The following is a 6,049-nucleotide window of genomic DNA, read 5'->3' as shown; positions in this document are numbered from 1 at the left end:
GTTCGAAACCACCCTCTCCCACAAGGGGAGAGGGTGCAGCGTGCTCGCGGAGCAAGCTTCGTGCAACAGGGGCAGGACCACACTTCAATGCTTCTGCGCGTAGAGCAGCGGCACGGCGGAATCGACCATCACCTCGAGCAGGCTGGCGCCATGATGCGACAGGCTGCGCGACAACGCCGACGGCAGCTCGGATGATCTGGTCACGCGCACGGCATCGCAGCCCATGCCCTCGGCGAGCTTGACGAAGTCGAGCCCAGGCAGATCGAGGCCCGGCACGTTGCGCACCTGCATCACCTGGCTGAACGAGCGCATCGCGCCATAGCCGGCATTATTGATGACGACGACGGTGAGCGGAAGCTTGCGCTGGGCGGCGGTCCACAGCGCCTGGATCGAATACATCGCGGAGCCATCGCCGATCAGGCAGACGGTGCGGCCTCGCGGCCGTCCCAGCGCCATGCCCACCGATGCCGGCAGGCTGTAGCCGAGGCCGCCGCTCGCCATCGTGTAGAAACTGTCCTGGCCCCGCATCGGCATGAATTTCTGCATTGCCGGCCGATGCGAGGGCGCCTCCTCGACCAGGGCGGCATCGTCCGGCATCGCGTTGGAAAGCGTATGCAGCAGATAGTCGACCGGGATCGGGTCTCCCGCCTTCGGCGCGTCCGGCATTACGCGGCCGTCTGGCGCAGCGCGCTTCACCTCGGGAAGCAGCTCCAGCAGCGTCGTGAGTGCCGGCGTCATGGTGGCGATGATGCTGGTGCCGATCGGCGTCATGGATGCGGCGTCAGGGTCATCGGTGATCTGGTAGATCGTGGTCGTGCCGTCGAAGATCGCCGCATGGCCCTCGACATGGAAAGTGAAGATCGGTGCGCCGATCACAACCACCAGGTCATGCGGCTTCAGCGCATCCGACAGCTGACCCGGGGAGGCATGCAGGAAGCCCTGGAATTGCGGATGACGTTCGGGAAACGAGCAGCGCGCCGAGAACGGGCTGACCCACACCGCCGCCTTGGTCTTCTCCGCGACCTTGGCCATCAGATCGACGGCCTCGGCGCGATCGACGCTGGGGCCGACCACCAGCGCCGGATGCTTTGCGGCAGCCAGCGCGGCCGCGAGCTCCTGCATCGCCTGCCGGTCGGGGCCGAGCTCACGGCTGAGCTTGCGGGCTGTGATCACGCTAGGCGCGGGATGCGTCCAGTCGTCGATCGGCACCGAGACGAAGGTCGGCCCGCAGGGCGGCTGCATGGCGACGTAGTAGGCGCGGGCGATCGCGGCCGGGACATCTTCGGCCCGCGCCGGCTCGACGCTGTATTTCACGTAAGGCCGCGGGAATTCGCTAGCCCGCTCGGCGAACAGAAACGGCTGCAGCGGCAGGATCGAACGCGCCTGCTGGCCCGCGGTGATCACGAGCGGGGTCTGGTTGCGATAGGCGTTGTAGATGTTGCCGAGCGCGTTGCCGACGCCGGCGGCCGAATGCAAATTGACGAAGCCGGCATTGCGCTTGGCCTGCGCATAGCCATCGGCCATGCCGACCGCGCTCGCCTCCTGCAGCGCCAGCACATAATCGATATCATCGGGCCAGTCGCTCAGGAATGGCAGCTCGGTCGAGCCGGGATTGCCGAACACCTTGTCGATACCGAAGGCGCGGAGCAGGTCGAGCGTGGCCTGCTTGACGGTGACGGACTTTGTTCTGGGTGACTTGCCGGACAAGGGGATTCCTCGGGGTATGAAATTTTATCGTCGTGTATTCTGCATATCCTTTGTCGTCATTCCGGGGCGATGCGAAGCATCGAACCCGGAATCTCGAGATTCCGGGCCCGGTCCTTCGGACCGTCCCGGAATGACGTGGACTGGTTGATCAGCAGCGTCGCCCGGAAGGACGCGCCAATCTCACCACGTCGCCGTGCCCTTCATGGTCGGCTGCCGCTCTGCATTCGCGGTCCACACTTCGAGATCGTTGCCGAGCGCGTTGGCATTGACTGAGAACTCGCTCCCTTCGAACAAGGGCTGCACGCCGCGATAGCTGAACGTCTTCGGCACCTTGCCTTTCAGCTTGGCGGCGAACTCGACCAGAAGCGCCGCCTGCAGGGGACCGTGGAAGATCAGCCCCGGATAGCCCTCGACCTTGGTGACGTAGTCGCGATCGTAATGGATGCGATGGCCATTGAAGGTCAGCGCGGAATAGCGGAACAGCAGCACGGGATCGGAGACGTGGGTTTCGCGATGCTCTGCCAGCGGCGGAGGCGGCGCTTTGGCGGGAGCGGCCTGCGCACCGCCCAGCTCGCGATAGACGATGTCGTGGCGCTCGCGGATCGCGGGGCCCCGTGGGGTCGTGATGGTATGCTCCACCGAGACGAAGCAGAGCTGTCCGGTCGAGCCGCTCTTCAGCGCGACGTCGGAAATGCGCGAGATCCGCGTGGCGAGGTCGCCGACGCGCAGGGGATCGATGAAGTTGAGCTCGCCGCCCGCCCACATCCGACGCGGCAGCGGCACCGGCGGCAGGAAGCCGCCGCGCGTCGGATGACCGTCAGGCCCGAGCTGCGCTTGCGGAAACACCGGCTGCGCGAGACACCAATGCACGGTGTAGGGCGCGATCTCGCCGGTCACGGGCTCGCCGATCTCCTGGAACAGCGTCGCGCGCAGGCCTTTGGTGAGCTGCGCGGTGACGATGTCGGAAGCCTCGGTGGTGCGGCCGATCCATTGCTTGAGATGATCGAGATCGAGCTGGCCGGTCATCACGACCTCCGTTTGTGCGACAACGACGCGCTTTCACCGACGGCGGGCACTGCGCCATAGTGGCGTTCATCGCCGACCACGATCGCGGCCGGTGCAGGGTAGGTGACGACGCCGTTGGGTGTGTCGACCTCGATCCGGCGCAGATGCGGATGGACAGCAAGATCGGCCATGCTGTTCACCTCGGCGAAGGCGATGTCGGCGGCCGTGAGCCTCTCGAGCAGCTCGTTGCGGGTCATGGCACTGAAGCAGTCGGCGACGATCTTGTCGGTCTCGGCGCGGTTGCGCACCCGCTCGACCATGTTGGCAAAGCGTGGATCGTCAGGCAGCTCCGGCCGCGCCAGCACCTTGGCGCACAGCGTCCTCCACTCGCGCTCGCTCTGGATCGAGATCAGGATGGCCTTGCCGTCTTGCGAGGTGAAGACGCCGTAAGGCGCGATCGAGGGATGGGCGAGGCCGATCCGCTTGGGCGGATTGCCGGCCTCCGAGTTGAGCAGCGGCACCGTGAGCCAGTCAGCCATCACGTCGAACATCGAGATCCGGATATCCGCGCCCTGGCCGCTGCGTCCGCGGCCGATCAGCGCCTCCAGGATCGCAGCATGCGCGGTGGCGCCGGTCGCGATGTCGACGATCGACAACCCCACGCGCGACGGACCATCGGGGCCGCCGGTGATCGAGGCAAGCCCGCTCTCGGCCTGGATCAGGAGATCATAGGCCTTGCGGTCGGCATAGGGCCCGGTATCGCCATAGCCCGAGATGGTGCAGCAGATCAGCTTCGGATAATCCCGGCGCAGCCGCTCGCGCGCGAAGCCGAGCCGGTCCATCGAGCCCGGCTTGAGGTTCTGCAGCAGCACGTCGGCGCCCGCGATCAGCTTCTCCAACTCACTGCGGCCTTTTGCTGTGGCGAGATCGACCACGACCGAATCCTTGCCGCGGTTGAGCCAGACGAAATAGCTGCTCTGGCCCTTGGCCGCGGCGTCATAGCCGCGGGCGAAATCGCCTTCGGGTCGTTCGATCTTGATGACGTGCGCGCCGGCGTCCGCCAGGCGCGACGAGCAGAACGGCGCGGCCACCGCCTGTTCGACGGCGATGACGGTGATCCCTTCAAGCGGCAGCATGATCGTATCTCAGTAAGAACGCGGCATGCCGAGCACGTGCTCGGCAACATAGGACAGGATCAGGTTGGTCGAGATCGGCGCCACCTGATACAGCCGGGTCTCGCGGAACTTGCGCTCGACATCATATTCCTCGGCGAAACCGAAGCCGCCATGGGTCTGGATGCAGGCGTTCGCCGCCTCGAACGAGGCATCGGCCGCCAGCATCTTGGCCATGTTGGCCTCGGCGCCGCAATCGAGCCCGGCCTCGTATTTGCGCGTGGCCTCCTTCACCATCAGCTCGGCCGCGCGCATCGACGCATAGGCCTTGGCGATCGGAAACTGGATGCCTTGATTCTGGCCGATCGGCCGGCCGAACACCACGCGCTCCTTGGCGTAGTTGGTGGCCTTGGTGATGAACCATTTGGCGTCGCCGACGCATTCGGCCGCGATCAGGATGCGCTCGGCATTCATGCCGGAGAGGATGTAGCGGAAGCCCTTGCCTTCCTCGCCGATCAGGTTTTCGGCGGGCACACGCATGTCCGTGAAGAACACTTCCGTGGTGGAGTGGTTCATCATGGTCCTGATCGGACGGATCATCAGCCCCGCCTGCTTCGCCTCGCGCATGTCGACGATGAACACCGATAGACCATCGGTGCGCTTCTGCGCCTGGTCCTTCGGCGTGGTGCGCGCGAGCAGGATCATCAGGTCGGAATATTCGGCGCGGCTGGTCCAGATCTTCTGGCCGTTGACGATGTAGCTGTCGCCGTCGCGCTTCGCGAAGGTCTTCAGCGATGATGTATCGGTGCCGGAGGTCGGTTCGGTCACGCCGAAGGCTTGCAGGCGCAATTCGCCGCTCGCGACCTTCGGCAGCCATTTGGCCTTCTGCGCGGCGCTGCCGTGACGCAGCAAGGTGCCCATCGTGTACATCTGGGCGTGGCAGCCGCCACCATTGCAGCCCGCACGCTGGATCTCTTCCAGGATCGCCGCCGCCGCGGAGAGCTTCAAGCCGGCGCCGCCATATTCCTCGGGGATCAGCACCGAGAGGTAGCCTGCCTCCGTCAGCGCATCGACGAAGGCGGACGGGTACGCCATCTCGCGGTCGAGCTTGCGCCAATAGTCGCCGGGAAACTGTGCGCAGAGCTTTGCCACGGCGTCGCGGATGTCGGCGTAATCGTCCTGCGGATGTTGCTCTGTCATTTGTTGCGTCCCGCGGCCGGCCCACATGGTGAAACCGTCGCGACCTCCCTATGCTCGTTGGTTATAGCCTATGACGAAGCTGTCCCTGGTTGGCAAGCATGGATTTCCGCCAGCGCGAGACGTCGAATTGCGTGCAGCTCCCGTGACGCGGCAAATTCAGTTGGGCGGAAAGCCGAGATGCGCGCGAAAGCGGTTTTTCAGGAACACGCCGTCGCGCGGCGGCAGCGCGCGGTCGACATGTGCGGTGCTGATGGCGATGCGCGCGAAATGCGGGCCGTTCAGATCCTGTAGCTTGGGGCGGAAGGCGGTGAGGGCATCAATGTCCTTGATCTCGCTCACGGACGGAAAGCCCGCGCCTGCGGCGATCAGCTCGAGCTTGCTGCCCAATCCGGAATGGCTCATCTGCATGCCGGTTTCGCCGAAATGCGCATTGTCGAGCACGACGATCGAAAGGTTCTTCGGCCTCTTGGCCGCTGACGTGGCGAGGCTGCCGAGCCCCATCAGTTGCTCGCCGTCGCCGGTGATCACGGCGACGGGGCGCTTGGGTTGCGCCAGCGCCAGACCAAGCCCGACCATCGCAGCGCCGCCCATCGCGCCCCAGAGATAGAAATTGGCTTCGGTGTCGCCGGCGGCGAATACGTCATAGGACGACGAGCCGAGGCCGGTGACGACCAAGAGATCGCCGCGGTCCTTCAGCAGCGCCTTCACCACGGCGCGGCGGTCGAGATCGTTGGCCATCACTTCGTCTCCGTCCATTTCTTGGCGCCGATCATGCGTTGGGAAATCAGCACCGCGATTGGCTGGTCGCTGTCGAACGCCAGCGTCGCGGCGGCTGACGCGATCTCGCCGGCGTCCTCCGGGCGCTCCAGCCGGAACACGGTCACACCCATGATCTCGAAAGCCGCCGGCGTGGCCTTGCCCATCGGCACCTGCCACGGGTTGAACTCGGCCCATTCGCCGCGCATGGTCACGAAAGTGAGGAACGGAAAGCGACAGCTTGCGAGCAGCGATAGCATGTTGACGCA

The 6,049-nt window shown here is 65.2% G+C and carries 5 protein-coding genes and 1 pseudogene; all 6 read right to left on the bottom strand.

What is annotated here, in order from left to right; all coding sequences use genetic code 11:
• Window positions 1-84: 84 nt before the first annotated feature.
• Window positions 85-1,713: a benzoylformate decarboxylase gene (gene mdlC / locus BRAS3843_RS25615; protein ID WP_085967017.1), complete on the bottom strand. Its 1,629-nt coding sequence runs from the start codon at window positions 1,711-1,713 to the stop codon at window positions 85-87.
• Between the two features lie 174 nt (window positions 1,714-1,887).
• Complete coding sequence (locus BRAS3843_RS25610) at window positions 1,888-2,733, bottom strand: MaoC family dehydratase N-terminal domain-containing protein (protein ID WP_008971999.1); 846 nt, start codon at window positions 2,731-2,733, stop codon at window positions 1,888-1,890.
• Complete coding sequence (locus BRAS3843_RS25605; protein ID WP_008971998.1) at window positions 2,733-3,848, bottom strand: CaiB/BaiF CoA-transferase family protein; 1,116 nt, start codon at window positions 3,846-3,848, stop codon at window positions 2,733-2,735. The genes BRAS3843_RS25610 and BRAS3843_RS25605 overlap by 1 nt, the downstream gene beginning before the upstream one ends.
• 9 nt (window positions 3,849-3,857) lie before the next feature.
• Window positions 3,858-5,024 carry an acyl-CoA dehydrogenase family protein gene (locus BRAS3843_RS25600; protein ID WP_008971997.1) on the bottom strand — a complete coding sequence of 389 codons (1,167 nt, stop codon included), beginning with the start codon at window positions 5,022-5,024 and terminating at the stop codon, window positions 3,858-3,860.
• A gap of 156 nt (window positions 5,025-5,180) precedes the next feature.
• The gene (locus BRAS3843_RS25595; RefSeq protein ID WP_139024969.1) at window positions 5,181-5,762 is read right to left on the bottom strand and encodes a thiamine pyrophosphate-dependent enzyme; all 582 of its coding nucleotides are present in this window, start codon (window positions 5,760-5,762) and stop codon (window positions 5,181-5,183) included.
• Window positions 5,762-6,049 (bottom strand): annotated as a pseudogene (locus tag BRAS3843_RS25590) (phosphonopyruvate decarboxylase); the annotation flags it as partial. The pseudogene BRAS3843_RS25590 and the gene BRAS3843_RS25595, both read right to left, overlap by 1 nt.

Origin of the sequence: Bradyrhizobium sp. STM 3843 (assembly GCF_000239815.1) — a bacterium.
GTDB lineage: Bacteria > Pseudomonadota > Alphaproteobacteria > Rhizobiales > Xanthobacteraceae > Bradyrhizobium.
The sequence above is the reverse complement of the archived record's forward strand: the minus strand, read 5'-3'. Positions and strand labels throughout refer to the sequence as shown.